At 71.3% G+C, this 21,858-nt stretch carries 24 protein-coding genes; 7 read left to right on the top strand and 17 right to left on the bottom strand.

Going from position 1 to position 21,858, the window contains the following annotated elements; genetic code table 11:
* Positions 1-4: 4 nt before the first annotated feature.
* The 13 genes from J7I97_RS31435 to J7I97_RS31495 all read right to left on the bottom strand — a co-directional run bounded on the left by J7I97_RS31435 (position 5) and on the right by J7I97_RS31495 (position 11,303).
* Positions 5-589, bottom strand: a complete 585-nt coding sequence (locus tag J7I97_RS31435; protein ID WP_214941791.1) for a hypothetical protein — start codon at positions 587-589, stop codon at positions 5-7.
* Between the two features lie 30 nt (positions 590-619).
* Positions 620-1,279, bottom strand: a complete 660-nt coding sequence (locus J7I97_RS31440) for a pilus assembly protein TadG-related protein (RefSeq protein ID WP_214941794.1) — start codon at positions 1,277-1,279, stop codon at positions 620-622.
* The gene (locus J7I97_RS31445) at positions 1,279-1,491 is read right to left on the bottom strand and encodes a hypothetical protein (RefSeq protein WP_251059343.1); all 213 of its coding nucleotides are present in this window, start codon (positions 1,489-1,491) and stop codon (positions 1,279-1,281) included. Before J7I97_RS31445 ends, J7I97_RS31440 begins: the two co-directional genes overlap by 1 nt.
* A gap of 110 nt (positions 1,492-1,601) precedes the next feature.
* Positions 1,602-2,315, bottom strand: a complete 714-nt coding sequence (locus tag J7I97_RS31450; RefSeq protein WP_214941797.1) for a response regulator transcription factor — start codon at positions 2,313-2,315, stop codon at positions 1,602-1,604.
* Complete coding sequence (locus J7I97_RS31455) at positions 2,315-4,006, bottom strand: sensor histidine kinase (protein WP_251059344.1); 1,692 nt, start codon at positions 4,004-4,006, stop codon at positions 2,315-2,317. The genes J7I97_RS31450 and J7I97_RS31455 overlap by 1 nt, the downstream gene beginning before the upstream one ends.
* Positions 4,007-4,009: 3 nt before the next feature.
* Positions 4,010-4,900 (bottom strand): DUF5936 domain-containing protein, encoded by an 891-nt coding sequence (locus J7I97_RS31460; RefSeq protein ID WP_214941873.1) that lies wholly within the window; start codon positions 4,898-4,900, stop codon positions 4,010-4,012.
* Between the two features lie 16 nt (positions 4,901-4,916).
* Complete coding sequence (locus tag J7I97_RS31465; RefSeq protein ID WP_214941800.1) at positions 4,917-5,855, bottom strand: type II secretion system F family protein; 939 nt, start codon at positions 5,853-5,855, stop codon at positions 4,917-4,919.
* Positions 5,852-7,291: a CpaF family protein gene (locus J7I97_RS31470; protein ID WP_251059345.1), complete on the bottom strand. Its 1,440-nt coding sequence runs from the start codon at positions 7,289-7,291 to the stop codon at positions 5,852-5,854. Before J7I97_RS31470 ends, J7I97_RS31465 begins: the two co-directional genes overlap by 4 nt.
* Complete coding sequence (locus J7I97_RS40075; protein WP_214941803.1) at positions 7,288-7,767, bottom strand: TadE/TadG family type IV pilus assembly protein; 480 nt, start codon at positions 7,765-7,767, stop codon at positions 7,288-7,290. The genes J7I97_RS31470 and J7I97_RS40075 overlap by 4 nt, the downstream gene beginning before the upstream one ends.
* A gap of 1 nt (position 7,768) precedes the next feature.
* Positions 7,769-8,170 (bottom strand): pilus assembly protein, encoded by a 402-nt coding sequence (locus J7I97_RS31480; protein ID WP_308369249.1) that lies wholly within the window; start codon positions 8,168-8,170, stop codon positions 7,769-7,771.
* A 90-nt stretch (positions 8,171-8,260) separates the two neighbouring features.
* Positions 8,261-9,592 (bottom strand): AAA family ATPase, encoded by a 1,332-nt coding sequence (locus tag J7I97_RS31485; RefSeq protein WP_214941808.1) that lies wholly within the window; start codon positions 9,590-9,592, stop codon positions 8,261-8,263.
* Between the two features lie 7 nt (positions 9,593-9,599).
* Complete coding sequence (gene cpaB, locus J7I97_RS31490) at positions 9,600-10,301, bottom strand: Flp pilus assembly protein CpaB (RefSeq protein WP_214941811.1); 702 nt, start codon at positions 10,299-10,301, stop codon at positions 9,600-9,602.
* A 39-nt stretch (positions 10,302-10,340) separates the two neighbouring features.
* Positions 10,341-11,303, bottom strand: a complete 963-nt coding sequence (locus J7I97_RS31495) for a hypothetical protein (protein ID WP_308369248.1) — start codon at positions 11,301-11,303, stop codon at positions 10,341-10,343.
* 363 nt (positions 11,304-11,666) lie between these two features.
* On the opposite strand from J7I97_RS31495, the gene J7I97_RS31500 reads away from it, so the two are divergent.
* Both J7I97_RS31500 and J7I97_RS31505 read left to right on the top strand, forming a co-directional pair.
* Positions 11,667-13,358, top strand: a complete 1,692-nt coding sequence (locus tag J7I97_RS31500) for a chitinase (protein ID WP_214941816.1) — start codon at positions 11,667-11,669, stop codon at positions 13,356-13,358.
* A 123-nt stretch (positions 13,359-13,481) separates the two neighbouring features.
* Positions 13,482-14,813, top strand: coding sequence for a M14 family metallopeptidase (locus tag J7I97_RS31505; RefSeq protein WP_214941819.1), 1,332 nt, complete (start codon positions 13,482-13,484; stop codon positions 14,811-14,813).
* A gap of 102 nt (positions 14,814-14,915) precedes the next feature.
* Here J7I97_RS31505 and J7I97_RS31510 read toward each other — a convergent pair whose 3' ends face one another.
* Both J7I97_RS31510 and J7I97_RS31515 read right to left on the bottom strand, forming a co-directional pair.
* Positions 14,916-15,326 (bottom strand): RidA family protein, encoded by a 411-nt coding sequence (locus J7I97_RS31510; protein ID WP_214941822.1) that lies wholly within the window; start codon positions 15,324-15,326, stop codon positions 14,916-14,918.
* On the bottom strand, positions 15,323-16,093 hold the full coding sequence (locus J7I97_RS31515) for an IclR family transcriptional regulator (protein WP_214941825.1): 771 nt from the start codon (positions 16,091-16,093) through the stop codon (positions 15,323-15,325). The genes J7I97_RS31510 and J7I97_RS31515 overlap by 4 nt, the downstream gene beginning before the upstream one ends.
* Before the next feature lie 130 nt (positions 16,094-16,223).
* Between J7I97_RS31515 and J7I97_RS31520 the strand changes: the two genes are divergently transcribed.
* The 4 genes from J7I97_RS31520 to J7I97_RS31535 all read left to right on the top strand — a co-directional run bounded on the left by J7I97_RS31520 (position 16,224) and on the right by J7I97_RS31535 (position 19,951).
* Complete coding sequence (locus J7I97_RS31520) at positions 16,224-17,558, top strand: alanine racemase (protein WP_214941828.1); 1,335 nt, start codon at positions 16,224-16,226, stop codon at positions 17,556-17,558.
* Positions 17,559-17,696: 138 nt separating this feature from the next.
* Positions 17,697-19,313, top strand: coding sequence for an amidohydrolase family protein (locus J7I97_RS31525; protein WP_214941831.1), 1,617 nt, complete (start codon positions 17,697-17,699; stop codon positions 19,311-19,313).
* Positions 19,314-19,388: 75 nt separating this feature from the next.
* Positions 19,389-19,574: a hypothetical protein gene (locus J7I97_RS31530; RefSeq protein ID WP_214941834.1), complete on the top strand. Its 186-nt coding sequence runs from the start codon at positions 19,389-19,391 to the stop codon at positions 19,572-19,574.
* A gap of 71 nt (positions 19,575-19,645) precedes the next feature.
* Positions 19,646-19,951 carry a hypothetical protein gene (locus tag J7I97_RS31535; RefSeq protein WP_214941837.1) on the top strand — a complete coding sequence of 102 codons (306 nt, stop codon included), beginning with the start codon at positions 19,646-19,648 and terminating at the stop codon, positions 19,949-19,951.
* 34 nt (positions 19,952-19,985) lie between these two features.
* Here the strand turns inward: J7I97_RS31535 and J7I97_RS31540 are convergent, their stop codons facing one another.
* Positions 19,986-20,465, bottom strand: a complete 480-nt coding sequence (locus tag J7I97_RS31540; protein ID WP_214941840.1) for a macro domain-containing protein — start codon at positions 20,463-20,465, stop codon at positions 19,986-19,988.
* A gap of 152 nt (positions 20,466-20,617) precedes the next feature.
* On the opposite strand from J7I97_RS31540, the gene J7I97_RS31545 reads away from it, so the two are divergent.
* A complete protein-coding gene (locus J7I97_RS31545) occupies positions 20,618-21,166 on the top strand; it encodes a dihydrofolate reductase family protein (RefSeq protein WP_214941842.1) in 549 nt (182 codons plus the stop codon).
* A gap of 187 nt (positions 21,167-21,353) precedes the next feature.
* On the opposite strand, the gene J7I97_RS31550 is transcribed toward J7I97_RS31545, so the two are convergent.
* Complete coding sequence (locus J7I97_RS31550) at positions 21,354-21,587, bottom strand: hypothetical protein (RefSeq protein ID WP_214941845.1); 234 nt, start codon at positions 21,585-21,587, stop codon at positions 21,354-21,356.
* Positions 21,588-21,858: the final 271 nt, after the last annotated feature.

Genomic DNA, 21,858 nt, shown 5'->3' on the forward strand with positions numbered 1-21,858 from the left:
GGGGTCACCCGGAGATTTTGACGGTGGCCGTGGCAAAGGTCGGCAGGCCGAACACGACCTCGGTGGTGGTGGTCGGCGGGCCGGGGAACTGCGCGAAGAAGGGGACGCTCTCCCCCGCCGCGATGCGAGAGAGACCAGTGGTGCAAGCACACCTGCCCTCCGTGTCGCGCAGCACGTAGTAGCGCTTCTTGCCCACGCTGTCGACCAACGTGGCTCCGGCGACCGACGCGGGGCTGGCGTTCTTTTCCACACCATTCCACTCGGAGGTCCGAACGAAGGCTTGCGATCCAGTGTTCTTCAGCTGGCCGCTCACGGTGAGGTATCCGTCTTGATCACGCTCAGCGGAATTGATCTCCAAGACGACGCCAGCTGGCCCCTTCGCCGTTGCGATCACCTCAACGGGCGTGGAGCTGCTGCCGCTTGGCGCTGGCTTCTCGGCGCCGCTCCCTTGGTTCTGGGAAGGGGCGGACTTCTGCGGTTCCTTCGGCTTCTCGTCGCCCCCACCGCACCCGGCCAACGTGAGCGAGAGGACCGCTGCAACCGCAACGGCCGCTCCCCCGCGGACCTTCACCTTGTGCCGAATGCTCATGTACTCCGCTTCCTTGTCTCTCGTTCGCTGTCAGTCGGCCAGTCGTACGCTGAAGAGAGCTCTCGCCAGCTTGACCAACGGGCCTGGATTCGAAGGGTCCAATTGAAGGGACACGCCTCCCTTGCACCTGAAGGCGACGGAGGCGGGCTCCTCTGTGCCACCGCCGCCGGGTGAGGGCGTCGCTGCGGGCGTTGCGGTGGGGGTGGGTGTGGGCGTTGGGGTTGGGGCTGGCGCGGCCAGAGAGCAACGCGATTCGATCACGGCTGTGGCTGTGGCCCTCCCGTGTACATCCTCACTGCCCGGGACGACCGACTTCCCGACGGTGCCATTCGTGGTCACGGTGATGGTGAACCTGGGAAGTGCCGGTTCGCACTCTGCGGTGGCATCGTTCGATGCGGCGAAGACCGCAGCCTTGTCGCAGGCCCCCTTCAGTTCGAATCGATCGCCGTTGAGGATCTTCTCCCAATCGTCCGGAGTGAAAACAAGCAGATCGCTGTTCACGAACACGGTGTCCCTGGCTTCGCGAGCCGCCGCGAGCGCCGCCGCGTCGGCGGCCCCCTGTGCGTTACTGCGGGTGGCACCGGCCATCCCCACGACCAAGAAGGCAAGCGCGGCAAAGAGCAGGCCTGCCACCACCACGATGTAGATGGGAAAGACCTGCCCTCGGTCCCGCGATGCGGTCGCTGTCATCAGCCTTGAGACGTGATGTTCTCCAGCGCCGTCGAGATCGCGTTCGCGATGTTGTCCGCAAGGCCCGTACCCACGATCGCCCCGATGATCAGGACGATGATCACGATGATCCCCAGGTATTCGAAGACCGTCTGGCCCTCGTCCCCGCCCTGCCGCCCGCGCATCCGGATCCGCTGTTCGACGATCTCCTTGAGCAGCATCAGGTTCTGCATAGGGGTCCCCTCCGGGTCCGGAGCCGTAGTCGATTCGCGGACGGTACGGCCGGACACCAGCAGTTGCAAAGGGTCCCGGGACCCATTTACGGACCCACTGCGCACGCTGTCTACCCATGACCGGCCACCCCCGGACGGGCGGTTCCCAGCCATCGGGCTATGGCCTCGCTGCGGGTGCCGCTCTGGAGCTTCGCGAAGATGCGGTTGATGTGGTTCTTGACCGTCTTCTCGCTGATGAAGCAGGTCGCCGCGATCTGCTGGTTGCTCATCCCGGACGCGATGAGATCCATGACCTCCTCCTCCCGCGAACTCAGCCCGAATACCCGGTGGTTGAGCAGACGCTCAGAAGACTGTGCCACAGTTCGTTGCGGATGCGAAGAGGCCCGTAGTTCGGCGAGCAGGGCGCTCGCCGCCGTCGGGCTGAAGTGGGCGCGGCCGGCGCGGACGTCGCGGACGGCCGTGACCAGGTGGTCCGGCGTGAATTCGCCGTGGACCAGATAGCCGCCCGCGCCCAACAGCAGGGCCTCCCGGACGATTTCGGCCTCCTGGCTGTACGTCAGCATCAGTACCGGCGCCAGCCGCACCAGGTGGGGCAGCGCCGAGATGCCGTCCACGCCCGGCATGCGCACGTCCAGCAGGATGATGTCCGGGGTGTGCAGCCGGGTCAGGTGCAGGGCCTCGCCGCCGTCCGACGCCTGGGCGACGACCTCGATGCCGTCGGCGGTGTCCAGGAGGGCGGTCAGGCCCGCGCGGACGACCGGGTTGTCGTCGGCGATCAGGACGCGGAGTGGGAGGGGGAGGGGGAGCGGGAGCGGGAGCGGCATCAGGGGCTCCTCTCCGGGGTGAGGGCGGACAGCGGGAGGGCCAGGCGGACCTGAGTGCCGGGGGCGGCCGGGCGGGGGCCGATGTGGAGGTGGGCGCCGATGGCGGCGGCCCGTTCCGTCATGCCGAGGAGGCCGAAGTGGCCCGTACGGGGGAGCACCGAGGGCAGGCCGGAGCCGTTGTCCTCTACGGTCAGGGTGAGGTGGGATTCGTCGGCGGCCGCCTCGACCACGATGCGCGAGGCGCCCGCATGGCGGCGCGCGTTCTCCACCGCCTCCGAGGCCACCGCCACCAGGTGCCGTGCCACGGCTGCGGGGAGCAGAGGCAAGGCACCGGTCGCGCGGAGCTCCGTACGGGGGTCGGGGTCCAGGCGGCGGAGTTCGTCCGGCAGGGAGACCACCGGGGCGGCGTCCAGATCGCGCCGCAGGTCCGTCAGCAGCTGGCGGGATTCCGCGGCCGCGCGGCGGGCCGCCTCGGAGAGGAGGTCGGCATGGTGGCGCAGGGCCGCCGGGTCCGTGGTGCGGGAGAGGGCGTCCGCGGCCAGGGCCAGGCCGTGCAGGGTCTTGGACACCGAGTCGTGCATCTCGCGGGCCAGGCGGTCCCGTTCGGCCCGGACCGCCGTGGCCGCGGCCAGCCGGGCGCGGGTCTCCGTCAGGGCCTGGCTCGCCGAGCCGAAGCGGAAGAGCAGGCCCCGCAGGCAGGCACCGGCCGCGCCCGCGAGTACGCAGAGGGCCGCCAGAGTCAGTGCCTGTGCCGGAGCCTTCGCGTGGGCATGTGCGTGCGCCTGTGCCGGAGCCTGTGCCTGCGCCGCGAGGACCAAGATGGCCGCCTGTACCGCGGCGTACACCGCCGAGCCGCGCCAGCCGTAGACCAGCCCGGCGAGCAGCGGTGTGCACAGCGAGACGAAGCCCAGTGGGGACTCGGGTGTCGCGGTGATCAGGAGCAGCGCGCTGAAGAGCATGTCCACGGCCAGCAGCCACCGGTGCCGCAGCAGCAGCGGCCCGAAGCGATCCCAGTCGCGGAACAGGGCGTACGAGAGCACGAAGGTGAGCAGGATCGCGCCGCCCACGAGGTACGTCGGCCCCCCGCGCGTGGTGCGGGCCAGCTCCAGCGGCGCGCCCAGGGCGATCATCACCAGCCGGAACGCGAAGACCTGGCGGCACAGGGCTTGCAGGGCGTTGACCTGGAGCCCGAGCGAGGGCTCTCCCGAGCCGGCGAGTGCGCGGGCCGGGCCCTCCCCCCGCACGCCTGCCACGATGTCCGGCCCGGTGTCCCCCACAGCCGGCGCGAGGCGCGGCGCGGTGTCCCGCGCGGCTGGCGCGAGGCCCGACGCGGTGTCGCCCGCAGCCAATGCGCTGCCCGGCGCAATGCTCGGCACGGCGTCCGACATCAGGCCCGGCGCGGTGTCCGGCGCGCCTGGCGCAAGGCCCGTCGCGGTACCCAACGCGAGGGACGACGCGAAGCCCGGAGCGATGTCCCCTGCGGCCGCCACGCTGCCCGGCCCGGTACCCAGCCCAATGTCCCGTGCGGCATCCCCCGCGGTCAGCACGATGTCCGAGGCCGTGTCCGGCGCATCCGGCGCGGTGCCCGACACGAAGCCCGGCGCGGTGTCCCCCCCAAGGCCCTGCACCGTGGCCCGTGCGGACGGTGCGGTGTCCGGTGCGCGGACCGTGGCGGTGTTCGGTAACGCCATGGCTCAGCCGCCCCCGAACATCGCCGCGAAGTCGACGTCCGCCCCGTACACGAAGCCGCCGATCAGGAGGATCATGGTGCCCGGGAGCATGAACATCGTGACGGCCAGCGTCGCCCGCGGGACGGCCCGGGCGGCTCGGCGGCGGGCGTTCTGGGCGTCCGTGCGGCGCATGTCCTCGGCGATTGCGATGAGCGTGTCCACGATCGGCGAGCCCAGCTCCTCGCCCTGCTGGAGCGCGGTGACGAACTGGGCCACCTGCTCCGAGTCGTTGCGGCGGCGCAGCTCGTCGAAGGCCTGGCGGCGGCTGACACCCATGGTCATCTGCTGGAGGGTGATCCGGATCTCGTCGGACCACGGCCCCTCGTACTTGTCCGCGACCCGCTCCAAGGCCTGCCGGAAGCCGAGCCCGGCGCTGACCACCACCGCCAGTACGTCCAGGAAGTCCGGCAGGGTCCGCTCGATGTGGTCGCGGCGGATCCGGATCGCCGACCACAGCCCGACCTCGATCCAGAACAGGCCGAACGCGACCATCAGCAGCGCCAGCACCAGCTGCCCGTTGAGCAGCATCGCGAAGGCGCCCACCGCGCCCAGGAAGGCGTACACCGCGCGGCGCGCCGCGTAGCGGTCGATCGTCAGGCCGGACGGGTTGCCCGCGGTGTCGATCTGACGGCGTTTGCGGGCCACCCGGTCCGGCCCCATCAGGCGCAGTATCAGCGGCGCGTAGCGGATGCCGGCGCGGTCGACGATCGAGCCGACGACCGTCGTGCGGGTGGCGCCGACTTCGAGGGCCAGTTCCAGGTCGGTGGGCAGTTTGACGTCGGCGCGGTAGAGCCGGATGCCGTGGAAGGCACCGAGGACCGATACGGCCACGGCCAAGGCCAGGAGCAGCGGGATCACGCCGGCCTCCTCCTCATACGTCGATCTTGGACAGGCGGCGGATGAAGACGAAGCCGAGCGTGAAGAGGCCGAGGGCGACCAGGACGGCGGTCTGCCCGATGACGGCGCCGGTCATACGGTCCAGCGCGCCCGGCATCATCGCGTCCACGAGGAGCAGCGAGCCGAGGCCCATCACCGGTACCAGATAGGCCGTCACCGTCACCTGGGACAGCTGTGTGCGGATCTCGCGCCGGGTCTCCTTGCGCTGCTCCAGCGTCACCGTCAGGTTGCGCAGGCTGCCGACGATCGCGCCGCCCGCGCGGGCGGACAGGACGAGGGTGGAGACCAGGACGACCAGCTCGCGCGACGGCAGCCGCTCGGCGATCTCGCCCAGGGCCTCCTCCATGGAGTGCCCGACGGCGAGCCGGTTGGCCACCCGTGCCAGTTCCTCGCCCGCCGGGGCTTCCAGCTCCTCGGCCGCCATCCCGATGGCCGTACGCAGGGCCAGGCCGGCCTGGGTCGCGTTGGCCAGTATGCGGGCCAGCTCGGGGAGCTGGTTGATGAACCGCTCGTTGCGGCGCGCCCGCTGCCAGTTGAGGAAGGCGTTCGCCGCCCACAGGCCGATCAGCCCGGCCACCGGGCCGAAGAAGGGGGCCAGGAAGGAGGCCGAGATCAGCCAGATGCCGATGACGGCCGCCAGCATGTAGACGAAGAACTCCCCCGGGGTCAGGTCCAGGCCGGTCACCCCGAGCTTGAGCTCGATGCGGCGGCCCAGCTTGGTCGTGCGCAGGCGGCGGTCGATGCCCCGGAAGCGGCGCCTACGGCCCAGGGGCGCCGGGGCGCCGGTCGCGGAGAGGCGTTCGATGAGCGCGGCGCGCTGGGCGCGGCCGGCGGCGTAAGCGTGCAGGCCGAGGACGACGAGCAGGCAGGCCAGCACCGTGGCGCCGAGGGTGAGGAGGATAAGTGGGTTCACAGGGCGGTCCGGGTGGACGGGTCGGTGAGGGTGGACGGATCGGTGAGGGGGGTGGACCGGTCGGTGAGGGGATACGGGTCGGTCCCGGCCATCGGGGCCGACCGGGGGAGCGGACCGGTCAGCGGGTCCTCCGGCAGGGCGACCCCGAAGGCCTGCGGGATCGGCTGGTTGTTCATGTAGAGGCGGTCCGCGATCCGGCGCGGCAGCGGGTAGTACTCGAAGAAGCCGTGCACGCGGCCGTCCGCACCCATCGGCTGGGACAGGAAGCGGCACACGGTGGTGATCCGGAAGGGCTCGCGGCCGTGCGAGTCGAGGATGGAGATCTCCGTGACGCGGCGCGAGCCGTCGCCGAAACGGGTGAGCTGGACGATGACATTGACGGCGCTGTTGATCTGGTCCTGGAGCGCCTCGAACGGAATCTCCACCTCCGACATGGAGGCGAGGGTCTGGAGGCGCATCAGGGCGTCCTGCGAGCTGTTGGCGTGGACGGTGGCCAGCGAGCCGTCGTGGCCGGTGGACATCGCCTGGAGCATGTCGAGCGTCTCGCCGCCGCGGACCTCGCCGACGATGATGCGGTCGGGGCGCATGCGCAGGGAGTTGCGTACGAGGTCGCGGATGGTGATCTGCCCCTTGCCCTCCACGTTCGGCGGGCGGGATTCCAGGCGGATGACATGTGCCTGCTGGAGCTGGAGCTCGGCCGAGTCCTCGATGGTGATGATCCGCTCGCCCTCGGGGATCAGCCCGGAGAGGGCGTTGAGGAGGGTGGTCTTCCCGGTGCCGGTGGCCCCGGAGACGATCACGTTCATCTTGGCCTGGACGAGTCCGGACAGGAGCAGCAGCATCTGCTCGTCCAGCGAGCCGAGGCCGATCATCTCGTGCAGGGTGAACGCCCGCGGGAAGCGGCGGATCGTGAGCGTGGGCCCGGTCAGGGAGAGCGGCGGGATGATGACGTTGACGCGTTCGCCGCTGGGCAGCCGGGCGTCGACCATCGGATTGGCCTCGTCCACACGCCGGTTGACGGTGGACACGATGCGCTCGATGGTCTGCATCAGCTGGTCGTTCGACGCAAAGCGCAGCGGCAGCTGTTCCACCCGCCCTGCGCGCTCGACGAAGATCTGGTCCGGGCCGTTGACCATGATCTCGGAGATCGAGGCGTCCTCCAGGAGCGGTTCGAGCACGCCGAGCCCGAGCGCCTCGTCCACGACGCGGCGGATGAGCTGGGACCGCTCGACGGTGGAGAGGACGGGCCCCTCGCGGCTGATGATGTGGCCGAGTACGCGCTCCAGCCGCGCCCGGCGCTCGGCGGGTGCGAGCGCGGACATCTCGGCGAGGTCGATCTCCTCCAGCAGCTTCGCACGGTACGAGGAGACCAGTCGGCCGTCCTCGCGGGGGTTGTGCCGGTCGTCGGGGGTGCTGACCCGGGAACGCAGGCTCATGGTGCGGTCACCTTCGGGTCGTTGGGCATGACGGCGGTCCGCTCGGCATTGGTGGCGCCCACGCCGGGCACGATCGACTTGATCGGGATGGTCACGCGTACGGTGACCGCGTCGGTCGTCGGCGAGACGTCGAACTCCGCGATGGAGGCGAGGCTCGGCCGGATCGCCGCCATGCCGGCCGCCGCGCCGGTACCGGGCTCGCGGGCTTCCGTACGGGCCGCCGTACGGGCCGCCGTCTCCGCCTGCTGAACGACGTACGCGGCCCAGCCGAGCTGGATTCCGCACAGCGCGACCAGCAGCAGGATGGGGATGAAGCCGATGTATTCCAGGGCGACTTGGCCCCGGTCTCCCCGGCCGACGGGGACTCGGCCCGCGACTCCCGTGCCGCCGGAGACCCGGCCCGAGGCTCCCTCGCCGCCGGAGACCCGGCCCGAGGCTCCCGTGCCGTCGGAGCGCCATTTCCATTGCCGGTTCACGTCACTCCTCCTTCTTCTCCTGCGGTGAGCCGCCGTCGCCCTCGATGCGGAGGCCTGTGTTCAGGCCCGGAACGAGCACCGGGACCTTGAGGCTGACCCTGGCCTTGTAGAGGCCCCCCGACGCCCCGCAGTCCGTGGTGGCCTGCCAGGCGGAGCCGATGTGTTCCTGCGCCGCCGCCGTGCACGCCGCGGCCCCCTTCACCGCGCCCGCCCGCGCCCCCTCGTCCGCCGCGTTGCCCGCCAGGGAGAAGGCGTACCCGATCAGCACGCACTCCCACACCGCCGCCACGAGCAGCAGGATCAGCGGCAGCGTGCCGGCGAACTCGACCGCCAGCTGCCCGCGGTCCCCGCGAACCGCACGAGTCCCGCGGGTCCCGCCTGGATCGCGGGTCCAGCGATCCACACGATCGTCGCGACTCCCGCGACTCCCGTGATCCGCACGATCGCCGCCACCCCCCGGTCCCACCGCCACCCGTCCGCACCCGGGCATCCCTCAGCCCTCCCGCCCGCGCCGCGACCACGGGGTGAGCGCGCCCCGGTCGCCGCCGCGCAGCCGGGCCACCGGACCCGCCGCGCGCACGGCCAGAGCCGCGCCGGTGCCGGCGCCCCCGCCCCCGCCCGAGGCCGTGCCCGCAACCGGTGCCGCGTCCTGCGGCGCCGTCAGCAGCCCCAGCTCGCCCGCCAGCGACCACAGCGCCTGCTTCACGCTGGAGCGGTTGTCGAGGTCCTGCACCCGCCCCGCGTCCACCACCGCCTGGAGTTCCTTGAAGGCGGCCGGCACCGGGGTGCGGGTGCCCCGGGTCTTGGTGATCTTCTGGATCAGCGAGGGCTGGATCTCGGTGTGCTTGCTCCAGCGGTTGACCACCATCGCGGTGTCCTCCGCCTTGCGCACCTGGAGCCGCTCCCACATCCGGACCATCCGCTTCGCGGCCCGCACCGCCACCACGTCCGGGGTGGTGACCAGCACCGCCACGTCCGCCATCTCCACGGCGGCGGCGTTGGCGCCCGTCACCTGGGTGCCGCAGTCGATGACGACGAGCTCGTACCGGCTGCGCAGGGCGCTGACGATGTGCCGGGCGGCCCGGTCGTCGACCTCCTCGCCCCGCTCCCCCTCGGCCGGGGCCAGCAGCAGCGCGAGGCCCGTGCGGTCCTCGTACACGGCGTCCTGCAACACCCGCGGCGAGATGTCCTGGATCCCGGCGAGGTCGGCGATGGAGCGCCGGAACTGCACGTCGAGGTACGAGCCCACGTCCCCGGCCTGGAGGTCCAGGTCCACCAGTGCGGTACGCCGGCCCGAGGCGGCCGCGGCCAGTGCGAACTGCACGGCCGTGAAGGTGGTGCCCACCCCGCCCTTGGCGCCGGTCACCGTCACCACCCGGCCCCCCGGCCCCGTGAAGACGTCGGCGCCGCGCCCCAGGTGTCGGCGTACGCCCACGGACCACTGGGCGGCGGCCTGGACGCGGGCGGCGAGCTCCTCGTAGGAGAGCGGCAGCCCGATCAGGCCGCGCGCGCCCGAGTCCATGGCGGCGGAGAACAGGGCGGGTCCGGCGTCCGAGGACACCAGGACCACCCCCACCGCCGGGAAGCGGAGGGCGACCTCGCGGATGAGCTCCAGTGCGGGAACCGGGCCGATCCGCTCGTGTACGAGGACCACCTCGGGCAGTTCGTCGATCGACTCGGTGGCCAGCCGGGCCAGGGTGTCGAGCAGCGAGGTGGAGTCGGGGACGGGACCGGCCGGTTCGGCGTCCGGAAGCTGGCTGAGGAGGGTGGAGATGGCGCGGGCGGCGTCCGGGTCGCCGACCGCGGGGAGGATTCGGGTCGTCATCCGGGCCTCACTTGTCCCCTTCGAGGGTGTACATGCGGTCGCTCGGGCTGGGCGCCGAGTCGGTGCCGGGAGCGACCAGGGCCAGGCGTACGTGCACCGCGAAGGACTCGGCGTAGGCGACGCGCTGGGTGTCCTTGGTGTTCAGGGCGAAGGTGATCGGGACGGCCTCGGCGGGTCCCTTCTTCTCGCTGTCCTTGTCCAGGGGGGTGAGCTTGCCGACGTTGATGACCCGGGCGTTGGCGACCATGACCACGGACAGGTCGGGGTCGGTCGGCCTCTTGCCCTTGAAGGTGCCCAGGATGTTGACCTTGGCGCCGGGGGTGATCTTGCCCGCCACGCCCGTCGACGCGTCGATCATGATGGCGATCTCCTGCTCCCCGGCCTGGAGCTGCGGCTTGTCGGCGAACATGCCCGACTGGAGCAGCGAGCCCTTCTTCAGGGGGGTCAGCGCGATCTTGTCCTTGAGTACGCCGAGGTCGGTGACGGCCGCTTCGGACAGCCACCGCTTCGGGACGCTGATCTCCTCGAACTGCCCGGCCGTGAGCGGGCTGTACGGCGCTATGTCGCCCTTGGCGCGGTACGCGACGACCTCGGACCCGACCTTGGAGTTCACATCACCGATCACCAGGAGGACCCCGGTGAAGGCCGCCAAAGCGCAGAGGACCGAGAGGATCAGCAGGATGACGCCGCGGCGCTGGCGTGAGTTCATGGGCCGTACTACCTCGCCGTTCTTCTTCGTTCGGGCCGGTCAGAGTCTGGATCTGGAGCGTGCGGGCGATACGGACCGTGCGGGCGATGCGGAGCGTGCGGGCGATGCGGAGCGTGCGGGCGATGCGGAGCGTGCGGTTGGTGCGGCGGGCGGCGACGCCGTGAGCGGGGCGGCGCAGAAGCCGCAGCGGTCGCCGATCAGCTCGGCGCCGCACCAGCGGCACTCCTCGCGGCGGACCGAGGCGACCAGCTGGTAGAGCACGGCCGGATCCGGGATGGCGGCGGCGAACTCGACGAGTTTCCCGGTGGCCCACCAGGCGGGCGAGTCGGCCGGCAGCGGGTTCTCCATCACGCCCTGGACCTGCCAGGCGGGGGCGAGTTCGGCCGTGACCCAGTCGGAGGCGAGCTGGCCGCGGGCGAAGGTGAGGTGGGTGACGAACTCGGGGCCGGGTGGCAGCCCTCCGCCCCCGTGGGCGCCGGCACGGGCTCCCGCGGCACCCAGCTTGACCAGGTGCGGCGTCGGGTTGGCCAGGACGGCGAACTGCGCGCTCGGCGCCCAGGACCTGGCGTGCGCCTTGAGGCCGACCGGGACCCGGTCCAGCTTGGCGACCGTGCCCAGCAGGGCGCCCGCGTAGATGTAGTGGGACAGCAGCCGGGCGGCGGAGGCGATGACTCCGGGGCTGAAGTCGCAGACGCTGAGCTGGCGCAGCTGACGTACCAGCAGGGCGGTTCCCAGCGGCGGCAGATCGATGTCGAGGAACGCGATCCGGTCGGTTTCCAGGATGGCCCGTACGGTGTGCAGCCGCCGGGCCGCGGCGGGCGCCAGCCACGGCGGTACGACGACGACGAGATGACCGTGCCGCTCCAGTAAGGCGGCCGTCTCGGCGAGCGCGCCCTCCAGGTCGAGCACGTCCGGGGGATGCAGTACGGCGGCCCCCGGCGTATGCCGGTCAGGGGCTGGCAGCACCAGGTCGGCGCTGGTGACAGCGATGGCGGTCGGCACGCGGATCCCCCCGTTCACCCATGTACGCCGCGGACGTTCTCCCCCAGCTACGGCAGGAAGGTGCCCCGGTCGTCACGTACGCCCACATGCTGCGCGACCGCAAACGATCTCCCCCGGCGCCCCCTGCCACAGCACCATATCCGCGTCCTCCCTGGCAGGGCAGGGCCTTGGGAATTCCCGTGCCGGCAGCACATGTCACAGGTGGCGGGAAACCCGGACAACAAGGATCGGACGGTCGCCCATTTCAAGCCAGATCGCAAAGACTCTTGACACGTTCATTGGACTAGACCAACTTGGCTGCGGGGTACCCCACTTGCCCCGGACGCGTACGTCACATCCCCTTCTCCCCCCACCGGAGCCCACGTGAACCGCATACGCTCCCTCGCCCTGCTGGGCGCGGCCACCCTCACCGCCGGGGGCCTGACCGCCCTCGCCACCGGCACCGCCCAGGCCGCGGACGTCAACGTCGCCCGCAACGGAGGCTTCGAGTCCGGCCTCGCCAACTGGTCCTGTCCGGCGGGCAGCGGCGTCGTCGTCTCCTCCCCCGTGTACGCCGGAGCCGGCGCCCTCAAGGCCACCCCGGCGGGCCAGGACAACGCCCAGTGCAGCCAGACCGTCACGGTCAAGCCGAACTCGACGTACACCCTGAGCACGCAGGTGCAGGGCTCCTACGTGTACCTCGGCGCGACCGGGACCGGCACCCAGGACGTCTCCACCTGGACCCCGGGCCCGGGCAGCGGCTGGCAGAAGCTGTCCACCACCTTCTCTACCGGCCCGAACACCACCCAGGTCACCGTCTGGACGCACGGCTGGTACGGCCAGCCGGCCTACGTCGTGGACGAGTTCAGCGTGTTCGGCCCGGACGGCGGCGGCACCGACCCCGGCCCCTCGGTGCCCGGCGCCCCCACCGGGGCCGCCGTTTCCGGCCAGAGCGCGAACGCCCTCACCCTTTCGTGGAACGCGGTCAGCGGGGCCACCGGCTATTACGTGTATCAGGACGGCGTCCGCGTCCAGAGCGTGACCGGGACCTCCACCCAGGTCACCGGCCTGACCGCGGCCACCTCGTACTCCTTCCAGGTGAGCGCGTACAACGCGGCGGGCGAGGGCTCCAAGTCCGCGCCGGTGACCGGCACGACGACCGGCAGCGGCACCCCGAACCCGAACCCGGCGGTCCCCAAGCACGCCCTGACCGGCTACTGGCAGAACTTCAACAACGGCGCGACCGTCCAGAAGATCTCCGACGTCCCGGCGCAGTACGACATCATCGCCGTCTCCTTCGCCGACGCCACGACCACGCCCGGCGCCATCGCCTTCACCCTCGACTCGGCCGGGCTCGGCGGCTACACGGTCGCCCAGTTCAAGGCGGACGTCGCCGCGAAGAAGGCGGCCGGCAAGTCCGTCATCCTGTCGATCGGCGGCGAGAAGGGCACCATCTCGGTCAATGACTCGACCTCCGCGAACAACCTGACGAACTCCGCGTACGCACTGATGCAGGAGTACGGCTTCAGCGGGATCGACATCGACCTGGAGAACGGCCTCAACCCCACCTACATGACGCAGGCGCTGCGCTCCCTGTCCGCGAAGGCGGGCTCCTCGCTCGTCATCACGATGGCCCCGCAGACCATCGACATGCAGTCCACGCAGGGCGGGTACTTCAAGACGGCGCTCAACATCAAGGACATCCTCACCGTCGTCAACATGCAGTACTACAACAGCGGCTCGATGAACGGCTGCGACGGGAAGGTCTACTCCCAGGGCTCGGTGGACTTCCTGACCGCCCTGGCCTGCATCCAGCTGGAGGGCGGCCTCGACCCCTCGCAGGTGGGCATCGGCGTCCCCGCCTCGCCGAGCGGCGCGGGCAGCGGCTACGTGGCCCCGTCGATCGTGAACAACGCCCTGGACTGCCTGGCGCGGGGCACGAACTGCGGGACCTTCAAGCCGTCGAAGACCTACCCGGGGCTGCGCGGCGCGATGACCTGGTCGACCAACTGGGACGCCAAGGCGGGTGGTGCTTGGTCCAACGCGGTGGGTCCCAAGGTCCACGGCCTGCCCTAGGCGGTACGTGTGGGGGTGGCCGACGTGGCCGATTCGAATCGGGGGCTATTGACCGGGACATGCCACGAGAGCACGCTGTGCGCGTCCGCACGGCTACCCCCACACTCCCACCCAGGAGAACGCATGCGGCTCCATACCCGCCGAAGGGCCGCCGTCACGGCGGCCCTGCTGGCGCTCGCGCTCGGCGCACCCGCCTACGGCATGAGCGCGACGGCATCACCACCGCCCACCCCGTCCACCGCCACCCAGGACGAGGCCATCGTCCAGTACCGGATCCACGGCCCCTCGACGGCCACCGACCGGACGGCCCTGCTCCGCACGGGTGTGTCGATCGACGAGGTGGACGAGCACACCGTCGTCGTCAGCGCCGACACCATGCAGGCCAAGAACCTGCGCGCGCTCGGCTACGAGCTGACCGCTCTGCCCGGCCCTCCGCAGCGCACCGAGCCCGGCATCGCGGCGAGCCCGATGGACTTCCCGTCCGCGGACTCGAAGTACCACAACTACGCCGAGACGAACACCGAGATCGACCAGCGCATCGCCCAGTACCCCGGGATCATGAGCAAGCGGGTCATCGGGAAGTCGTACCAGGGCCGGGACCTTGTCGCCATCAAGATCAGCGACAACGTCGCGACCGACGAGAACGAGCCCGAGGTCCTCTTCACCCACCACCAGCACGCCCGCGAGCACCTGACCGTCGAGATGGCGCTCTACCTGCTCAAGGAGTTCGGCTCCAAGTACGGCACCGACTCCCGGATCACGAACATGGTCAACGGGCGCGAGATCTGGATCATCCCCGACCTCAACCCGGACGGCGGCGAGTACGACATCGCCACCGGCTCGTACCGGTCGTGGCGCAAGAACCGCCAGCCGAACTCCGGCTCCTCGTACGTCGGCACGGACGAGAACCGGAACTGGAACTACAAGTGGGGCTGCTGCGGCGGCTCCAGCGGCAGCAAGAGCTCCGAGACCTACCGGGGCGCGGCCGGCGAGTCGGCGCCCGAGGTGAAGGTGGTCGCGGACTTCGTACGCAGCCGGGTGATCGGCGGCAAGCAGCAGATCAAGGCCGCGATCGACTTCCACACGTACAGCGAGCTGGTCCTGTGGCCGTTCGGGTGGACGTACAACGACACGGCGCCGGGCATGACCGCGGACGACCTCGCGGTGTACAAGACCATCGGCACCAGCATGGCGAACAGCAACGGCTACACGCCGGAGCAGTCGAGCGACCTGTACATCACGGACGGGACGATCGACGACTGGCTGTGGGGCGACCAGAAGGTCTTCGCCTACACCTTCGAGATGTACCCGGAGTCGGGCGGGGGCGGCTTCTACCCGCCGGACGAGGTGATCGACCGCGAGACCGCGCGCAACAAGGACGCGGTGCTCCAGCTGCTGGAGAACGCGGACTGCATGTACCGCTCGATCGGCAAGCAGTCGCAGTACTGCGTGTAACCGCCACCGCCACCGCCTCCGCCAATGCCCGAACGGGGCGCCCCACCGCCAGGGGGGCGCCCTCGTCCGTCGCTGTGCCGGCCTTTCCAGGAGCCGAGGACCCTACGACAGCACCGCGAGCGCGTCGATCTCGATGAGCAGCCCGGCCGGCAGGCCGACGTACACCGTGGTGCGGGCGGCCGGCGCCTCCTTGAGGCCCTGCTCCTCGAAGTAGGCGTTGTACAGCTCGTTCATCTCGCCGAAGTGCGCGGTGTCCGTGAGATAGACGCGGATCATCATCACGTCGTCCCAGCCCGCGCCGCCCGCCTCCAGTACGGAGCGCACGTTCTCCAGCGTCTGGAGGGTCTGCTCGCGCAGCGTCGGCCCGGCGGGGGTGGGCGGCGAGCCGTCCACGACCGGGAGGAAGCCGACCTGGCCGGCGACCTGGAGGATGTTCCCCTTGCGGACCCCGTGCGAGAACGTCGCGGGCGGGGTGGTGTGGGCGCCGGGGGTGATGGCGGTCTTCTCGGTCAAGACGGGTCCTCGGTTTCTGGTCCGGAGCCGGAGCCTGAGTACTCCCGGCTGATGGTGTCGGCTGTGCGGCGTACCAGGGGCAGCAGTTCGAGCAGCTCCTCGGCGCCGACCACCACAGTGGGCGCCGAGATCGACATCGCGGCGACGGCCCGCCCGTCCGGCCCTCGCACGGGTGCGCCGACGCAGTTGACGGCCTCCTCGTGGCCGCCGAGATCCGTCGCCCAGCCCTGCTCCCTCACGAGGGCCAGCTCGCGCAGGAAGTCCCGCGGGCCGGAGGCCGACCGGCCCGTGTACCGGGGGTACTCGATCCGCTCGGCGAGCTGCTGCCGCTCCCGCTCCGGGAGGTCGGCGAGGAGCACCTTCGCGACGGCGGCGACGGTGAGGGCGACGGGCTTGCCGATGCGGGAGTACATCCGGACCGGGTAACGGCTCTCGACCTTGTCTATGTAGACGACCTCGTCGTCCTGGTGGAGGGCGAGGTGCACGGTGTGTCCGGTGGCCTTGTTCAGCTCGACCAGGTGCGGATGCGCGACGCCCCGCACGTCCAGGTTCTCCACGGCCTCCGCGGCGAGCGCGAAGAGCCGCGCCCCCAGGCGGTAACGCCCGTCGCCCTGCCGGTACACGAATCCGTGTTGGTGCAGGGTCCGCAGCAGCCGCAGGGCGGTGCTCTTGTGCACGCCGAGTTCCCCGGCCACCTCGCCGAGGCCCGCCGCCCCTTGCGCGAGCAGCGGCAGAATCCCGAGCGCCCGCTCCACCGACTGGCTCACGCCGCCGTCTCCTCCTCGCCTCGTCGTCACGGAACCGGCCACCGTTGACCCATCGTCATCAGGGATGTTAGACAGCCACAGCACACCCCGCAACGAACGTTGCACAACATGCAACGCAAGGAGATCCCGCATGGGCAGCGACGCAGTCCACCGGCTCGCCAGGCTCGCCGACGAACCGGTCGACCACCGTTTCAAGGGCCTCCCCCCGGACGCCGAGACGGCGGGGCTCACCGTCGGGCAACTGGCCGCCCAGCGCCGGGATCTTTTCGAGGGCGGCTTCACCACTCCCGTCCTGACCCTCGACGCGGACGCGCTGGAGCACAACCTGACCGTCCTCGGCGACTACGCCTCCCGCCACGCCCTGGCCTTCGCCCCGCACGGCAAGACCTGCATGGCCCCCCAGCTCTTCGAGCGCCAGCTGGAGCACGGCGCCTGGGGCATCACCGCCGCCGTCCCCCACCAGGCCCGCGTCTACCGCGCCTTCGGCATCCAGCGGATCTTCCTCGCCAACGAGCTCGTCGACCCCGCCGCCCTGCGCTGGGTCGCCGCCGAGCTCGCCGCGGACCCCGGCTTCCGCTTCGTCTGCTATGTCGACTCCGTGCGCGGCGTCCAGCTGATGGACCGCGCGCTGCGGGACCAGCCCGCCACCGTCGATGTGGTCGTCGAACTCGGCGCCGGCGAGGGCGCCCGCACCGGCGCCCGTACCGACGACGACTGCCGCGCGGTGGCCGACGCCGTGGCCGCCACCGACACCCTGCGCCTCGTCGGCGTCGCCGGCTACGAGGCCGAGGTGCCCGGCGCCGACCCGGACTCCGTGCACGCGTACCTGCGCCGGCTCACCGCGCTCGCGGTCGAGTTCGACAAGGCCGGGCGCTTCGGCGCCGGCCTCGACGAGATCATCGTCAGCGCGGGCGGCTCCTCCTGGTTCGACGCCGTCGCGGACGTCTTCGCCGAGCTCCCCGAGCTGTCGAGGCCCATCCTCAAGCTGCTCCGCTCCGGCGCGTACGTCTCCCACGACCACGGCTGGTACACCCGCCTCACCCCCTTCAACCGGGTCCCCGAAGAGGGCGGGCTGCGCCCCGCCTTCCGCCTGTGGACCCAGGTCGTCTCCCGCCCCTCCCCCACCCAGGCCTTCGTCAACGCGGGCAAGCGCGACGTCGCCTACGACCTGGGCCTGCCCGAGGCGGAGCTGATCCGCGCCGCCGCCGACGGTCCTGGCGGCGCCGACGGTCCTGCCGGCGCCGACGGTCCTGCCGGCGCCGAGCGCCCCGCCACCGGCATCCGCGTCGTCAAGCTGTCCGACCAGCACGCCTGGCTGGAGACCGACTCCGCCGAGGACCTGAACGTCGGCGACTGGGTGGCACTCGGGATGTCCCACCCCTGCACGATCTTCGAGAAGTGGCCGCTGATCCCGGTCGTGGAAGCCGACGGCACGGTCAGCGACTACATCCGGACGTTCTTCTAGTGCCGTGGCGGAAGGGTTTGCCGGGGCGCGGCGTCCGGTGCGGNNCCCAGCGGTAGCTGGGGGAGCGTCGCGACCCGGTGAACCTTTCCGGCCACGGCCACCCGGGCCCGGCCATGATCCGCCGGACACCCCCTAGCCGTGGACCTCGTCATCCGGGGGGCCCGCGTCGTCGACGGCACGGGCGGGCCCTCGTACATCGCCGACGTCGCCGTCCACGAGGGCCGCATCGCCGGCGTGTCGAGGGGCCGGATGCGAACGGGTGGCGGACGGCAGACCCTCGACGCGCACGGGCTCGTTCTCGCGCCCGGGTTCATCGACATGCACGCCCACAGCGACCTCGCCCTGCTCCACGACCCGGACCACAGCGCGAAGGCCGCCCAGGGCGTGACGCTCGAAGTCCTGGGCCAGGACGGCCTGTCGTACGCGCCCGTCGACGACCGCACGCTGACCGATGTCCGCGCCGCCATCGCCGGCTGGAACGGCCACCCGCCGCAGGCCACGGCCATCGTCGTCGACCTCGACTCCGACTCCGACTTCGACTTCGACTGGCGCACGGTCGGCGAGTACCTCGACCGGCTCGACGGGGGCATCGCCGTCAACGCCGCCTACCTGGTCCCGCAGGGCACGGTCCGCGCGTACGCCGTGGGCTGGGAGGACCGCCCGGCGACGCCCGCCGAGCTGGACCGGATGCGCACCCTGGTCGCCGAGGGCCTGGCCCAGGGCGCCGTCGGCATGTCCTCGGGGCTCACCTACACCCCCGGCATGTACGCCTCCGGCACCGAACTCACCGAGCTGTGCCGCGTGGTGGCCTCGTACGGCGGCTACTACTGCCCGCACCACCGCTCGTACGGCCACGGCGCCCTCGACGCGTACGCCGAGATGGTCGGGCTGACCCGGGAGGCCGGCTGCGCGCTCCACCTCGCGCACGCCACGATGAACTTCGGCGAGAACGAGGGCCGCGCCGGGGAGCTCCTGGCACTCCTCGACCGGGCGCTGGCCGCCGGCGCCGACATCACCCTGGACAGCTACCCGTACACCCCCGGCTGCACCACCCTCGTCGCGCTCCTCCCCAGCTGGGCGGGCGAGGGCGGCCCGGAGGCGGTGCTCGCCCGGCTGCGCGACGACGCCGAAGCGGAGCGCATCCGCCACACCCTGGAGGTGGAGGGCGCCGACGGCTGCCACGGCGTCCCCGTCGACTGGTCCACCATCGAGATCTCGGGGGTCACCGACCCCGCCCTCGACTCGTACGTCGGCACGCGCGTCCCCGACTGGGACACCGCCCGCCGGCTCCTCCTGCGGGACCGGCTGGGGCCGACCGTCCTCCAGCACGTCGGCCACGAGGAGAACGTCCGGGCGATCATGCGCCACCGGGTCCACACGGGCGGCTCCGACGGCATCCTCCAGGGCGCGAAACCGCACCCGAGGGCGTACGGCACGTTCCCGCACTACCTCGGCCGGTACGTCCGCGAGCTCGGCGTCCTCTCCCTGGAGGAGTGCGTGGCCCACCTCTCCGGCCGCCCGGCGTCCCGCCTGCGCCTCCCCGACCGGGGCCTGGTCCGCGAGGGCTACCGCGCCGACCTCGTCCTCTTCGACCCGGACACGGTCGCGGCGGGTTCCACGTACGAGAACCCCCGCGTGCTCCCCACCGGCATCCCGCATGTCCTGATCGACGGCCGCTTCGTGATCCGGGACGCCCGCAGGACCGACACCCTGGCCGGCCGCTCGGTCCGCCGCACACCGCACCACGGCCGCTAGGGGGGCCGCCTTCCGAAGTGCGTTCATGGGCGTGGCGCCGGAGGATGGGGCCAGGGGGATCGGAGGAGGTATGCGATGGACAGTGAATCGGACCAGCAGCCCACCCGGCCGGCCAAGCTCTTCACGGGCGGGGAGCGGCCGTACGACCCCGAGGACCTCGTGATGGCACGCGGACAGGAGCCGACTCCGGAGCGGCTCGAAAAGGCGCGCCAGCTGATCGAGAAGGAGGGCCCGGCGGTCATCGAGCGCTTCCTCCCCTAGCGCCGACCGGATCCTGCTGACACCCCGGCCCGAGGCAGCCCCTCGGGCCGCGGCATGTAACTTTGCCCAACATGGACACGACAGCGGATACCGCACCGAAGGACGTCAAGCCGTCTGCGGAGAAGTCCGGTTGGAGCGCCGCCCTCCTGCTCTCGGTGGTCTTCTACGCCGCCGTCCGCTACGGCGGCACGGACGGCTGGTGGACCGCGCTCTGGCTGCCCCTGCTGGTCATAGCCCTCTTCGGCATCTCCTACGAGTGGACCGTGCTGGTCCGCGCCCGCTTCCGGATGCGCTTCTCCGAGTGGCCGACGATGCTCTCCTCGCACATCGCCGTCTGCCTCGGCCTGGCGACGGCCCTGGGCCTGATCGACCTCTGACCGCGAGCCGGTCGCTTCAGCTGCTTCAGCTGCTTCAGTTCCCGAAGTCGTAGACCGTCACGTCCACGTCCCGCGCGCACAGCGTCTCGGTGATCAGCGGCTCGATACGGGACCACTTGCCGCCGGCGAGCCCGCAGCCGATCCGCGGCATGTGGACGGAGGCGCCCAGCTCGACGGCGTGGCCGGCGAGCACCGCCAGGCAGCCGCGCACCGCGTCGTATCGGATCGGCGGACCGCCGCTTCCCGTGCGGATGCCCCGCTGGCCGACCATGTTGGCCACCCAGATGTCCGGCTTCACCTGCACCAGCTGCACCGCGCCCAGCCCGAAGTCGTTCCCGCTCCGCCCACGGTGCCAGGCCCGGAACTGCGCCTCCGGCTCGGGCCACCGCTTCGAGATCCCCAGGACGAAGCCCTTCCCCCACCCGCCGATGTCGTTGCAGACATGCGCGATGATCTTCGGCCCCTTGGCCTGGGGACTCGTCGCGTCCCCCTTGATGATCTCCAGTGGCTTCATCCGCCTCATTCTCCCCCCGGCCCGACCTTCAGTCCCGCGGGTTTTCCCGAGGTCGGGCTGCTGCCCGGGATGCTGATGCCGAGCGCCAACGCACCGCGGCCGCCACGGCCTTGGCCCCTACTCTTGGCCCCCTACCGACGAGAGGAACCCTCATGAGCGACCGCACCTTCCGCACGGCCACGACCATCGGCGTCAGCCTGGACGGCTACATCGCCCGCCCGGACGGCGACATCGACTGGCTCACCACGCGGGGCGCAGAGGCGGGGGAGACGGGCTACGAGGAGTTCATGGCCGGGATCGACACCCTGGCCATGGGCCGCAACACGTACGAGAAGGTCCTCACCTTCGGCTTCTGGCCCTACGAGGGCAAGCGCGTGACGGTGCTCAGCACCACCCTGACCACCGACGATCCCCGCATCACCGTCTACCGCTCGCTGGCGGAGCTCCTGACCGGCTTGACGGAACAGCACGCGCGAGCCGTGTACGTGGACGGCGGCCGGATCATCCAGACCTTCCTCCGTGAAGGCCTCCTGGACGAGCTCACCCTCACCACCGCCCCGGTCCTCCTCGGATCGGGTCTGCCGCTTTTCGGGCCGCTGGGCGGTGACGTGGAGCTGACCCTGTGCGGGGTGAAGGCCCTGGGAGCGGGGTTCACGCAGGCGAGGTACGAGGTAGTACCGGCGGCGTCCTCCGACATGTGATGCCCGCGGCTTGACCTTGGCCCTGCGTCGGGGTTGGAGCATCACGCCATGAACACCTCACAGCACCCCCGCTGGGCGCTTCCACGAGATCGACGGCCGGCGCCTGCTCCTTCACCCCTCGGGCACCGCAGGCCGGCCAGCGGTTCCTGCCCGGCGCCGGCGCCGTCGGCCTGATCGCGGCCAGGCCTCACAGGTACTCGCGGGCGAACTCCACCGCCCACTCCACCGCCGCCACCGGCAGGCTTCCCGAGTCCGGGTCGACCGTAAGGCGGGCCGCTTCCCAGCCCTTGTCGTGGTCGCGGTGGATCGCGAAGTGTCCCGGCTCCGCGGCGTCTTCCGACGTCACCCGGAACTCGATCGCCCGGTCGTCGCCGTCCGAGCCCACCGTGGTGATCGCCATACCCCCGACTACGAACTCCACTGCTGCTCCCTATTTGGCCCGGCCGGTTTCCATCCGTCCCGCTCAAGGGCCAAGCCTGACCCGGGGCGCTCCCGGCCGCATGAGTGCCCGTACTCAGGCCGCGTACTCAAGCCGCCCGCCCGGCCCCGCCCCGGCCCCGCTCGGGCCGGCCGGGGTGACGAGCGCAACACCGCCGCTCGGTCGCGCCGCGCAGCTCACCCATTCCGCAGGGCGGAACACCGGCTCGGCCCCCGTTTCCAAGGGTGGACCGCGCCGCCACCCTCCCATCGCG

The organism is Streptomyces sp. ISL-87, from assembly GCF_018614095.1.
Lineage (GTDB): Bacteria > Actinomycetota > Actinomycetes > Streptomycetales > Streptomycetaceae > Streptomyces.

Bases quoted from the DNA above. Each gene is read 5' to 3' on its own strand.
- J7I97_RS31450 (WP_214941797.1), bottom strand. From the start codon at position 2,315: ATGCCGCTCCCGCTCCCGCTCCCCCTCCCCCTCCCACTCCGCGTCCTG.
- J7I97_RS31455 (WP_251059344.1), bottom strand. From the start codon at position 4,006: ATGGCGTTACCGAACACCGCCACGGTCCGCGCACCGGACACCGCACCG.
- J7I97_RS31485 (WP_214941808.1), bottom strand. From the start codon at position 9,592: ATGACGACCCGAATCCTCCCCGCGGTCGGCGACCCGGACGCCGCCCGC.
- J7I97_RS31520 (WP_214941828.1), top strand. From the start codon at position 16,224: ATGGGCAGCGACGCAGTCCACCGGCTCGCCAGGCTCGCCGACGAACCG.
- J7I97_RS31470 (WP_251059345.1), bottom strand. From the start codon at position 7,291: ATGAGCCTGCGTTCCCGGGTCAGCACCCCCGACGACCGGCACAACCCC.
- J7I97_RS31505 (WP_214941819.1), top strand. From the start codon at position 13,482: ATGCGGCTCCATACCCGCCGAAGGGCCGCCGTCACGGCGGCCCTGCTG.
- J7I97_RS31545 (WP_214941842.1), top strand. From the start codon at position 20,618: ATGAGCGACCGCACCTTCCGCACGGCCACGACCATCGGCGTCAGCCTG.
- J7I97_RS31445 (WP_251059343.1), bottom strand. From the start codon at position 1,491: ATGCAGAACCTGATGCTGCTCAAGGAGATCGTCGAACAGCGGATCCGG.
- J7I97_RS31540 (WP_214941840.1), bottom strand. From the start codon at position 20,465: ATGAAGCCACTGGAGATCATCAAGGGGGACGCGACGAGTCCCCAGGCC.
- J7I97_RS31535 (WP_214941837.1), top strand. From the start codon at position 19,646: ATGGACACGACAGCGGATACCGCACCGAAGGACGTCAAGCCGTCTGCG.
- J7I97_RS31530 (WP_214941834.1), top strand. From the start codon at position 19,389: ATGGACAGTGAATCGGACCAGCAGCCCACCCGGCCGGCCAAGCTCTTC.
- J7I97_RS31440 (WP_214941794.1), bottom strand. From the start codon at position 1,279: ATGACAGCGACCGCATCGCGGGACCGAGGGCAGGTCTTTCCCATCTAC.
- J7I97_RS31435 (WP_214941791.1), bottom strand. From the start codon at position 589: ATGAGCATTCGGCACAAGGTGAAGGTCCGCGGGGGAGCGGCCGTTGCG.
- cpaB (WP_214941811.1), bottom strand. From the start codon at position 10,301: ATGAACTCACGCCAGCGCCGCGGCGTCATCCTGCTGATCCTCTCGGTC.